Below are 1,341 nucleotides of genomic sequence, written 5' to 3'. Positions count from 1 at the left end.
CTAGTAACAGCCGTTACAAGCGATTTGCGGATTTAGTGGAATTAACGTTTTTAAACACTATTTTCGTTTAGCAGAAAATACTCTGCTTCGTAACCCGCAAACCGCTTGTAGCGTCAGAACGTTGGCAGAAATTATTCGAAAAATCAACAAGAATTAAATTTAATTACAAATGTTAGAAAAAGTGCAATCTAAAAAAGTAGAAAATTTACAAAATTTCTTGTTTGAAAGCTTTGTAAAATCCCTTTTAAAACAAGGAGAAATAACTTTAGATGATTTTAATGACAAAGAAAAGCTGAACAAAAAACTTTTGAAATTAAATGACAAAGCAGATTTTAAAATAGTTATTGACCATAAAACTGACTTACTTGAAACTGCAAGATATTTTCTTAAACAAAAAGAATATAATAAATCAAAACTATTTTACGCAACTTATTTTGAACACGAAATTAATGGTTTAATAATAGAACTTTGTGAAAAGAAAAAAATTGAAAAGAAAACCATTAATGATATAATCAAATCTGTAACTATCATTGGGAAATTCACTTGGTTGCCTTTAATTCTTGGTGCAACAAAAGTTTCAGAAGTTCATAAAAACATAATTTTAAGAACCGCAGACGAGAGAAACGCATATGTTCATTATAAATACAATCCAGAAGAAGACGAAAATGAAAATGAAGAAAAAGAGTCAAAAATAATTAAGGAATTTCAAAGAATAGAATCAACTATCACGTACATCAAAAAGTATAAAAGTAAAAATATATTTAATGGAAATAAAACACGAATTGAAAACTTAATAAGAAAACCGAATAAAAAATTATAACTTCTGCCAACAGCCGTTACACGAGATTTGGGCATTTGGCTGAATTTAAAGATGGTTTTGTATTTGGAAAATTTGTGTTTAACCAAAAAACCTCGCATCTTTAATCCCAAACCTCGTGTAGCGCCAGAACGTTATACCTGATTGCTCCTTGGACGGGACTCAAATGCTGAAAATAGATAATCTGAAAATTGGAAGTTAATAATTGCCCATAAACCGAACTGAAAGCATAACCGAACTTTGCGCATAGCTGACCTAAATCGAAAAAAATGGAATTTAGTTGAAGTGGACAAGCGAAACGGAAATCACTTTGCGGACAATTGAATATCGAATTTTATTGTTGAGTTTAATTGAAATTTGCAACGTGGAAAAATATCAGAAAAGTAAATTGGAAGACGGATAAACTTTGCGCAATAGGAATCGAATATTGAAACGTCTAATCTTTGGTGCTCAACAAACGTGTCGCAACCAGGTATAACAGCCGTTTGGCAAGATTGCGAATTTTGTAGTAAATTTACATCTAC

The 1,341-nt window shown here is 30.7% G+C and carries 1 protein-coding gene; it reads left to right on the top strand.

Annotated features, from left to right (window positions below; all coding sequences use genetic code 11):
* Nucleotides 1–169 precede the first annotated feature (169 nt).
* Nucleotides 170–820 carry a hypothetical protein gene (locus AAEO57_RS20805; RefSeq protein ID WP_341694946.1) on the top strand — a complete coding sequence of 217 codons (651 nt, stop codon included), beginning with the start codon at nt 170–172 and terminating at the stop codon, nt 818–820.
* Nucleotides 821–1,341 lie beyond the last annotated feature (521 nt).

The organism is Flavobacterium calami, assembly GCF_038290035.1.
GTDB classification, from domain to species: Bacteria; Bacteroidota; Bacteroidia; order Flavobacteriales; family Flavobacteriaceae; genus Flavobacterium; species Flavobacterium calami.
The sequence above is the reverse complement of the archived record's forward strand: the minus strand, read 5'-3'. Positions and strand labels throughout refer to the sequence as shown.

Bases quoted from the DNA above. Each gene is read 5' to 3' on its own strand.
- AAEO57_RS20805 (WP_341694946.1), top strand. From the start codon at position 170: ATGTTAGAAAAAGTGCAATCTAAAAAAGTAGAAAATTTACAAAATTTC.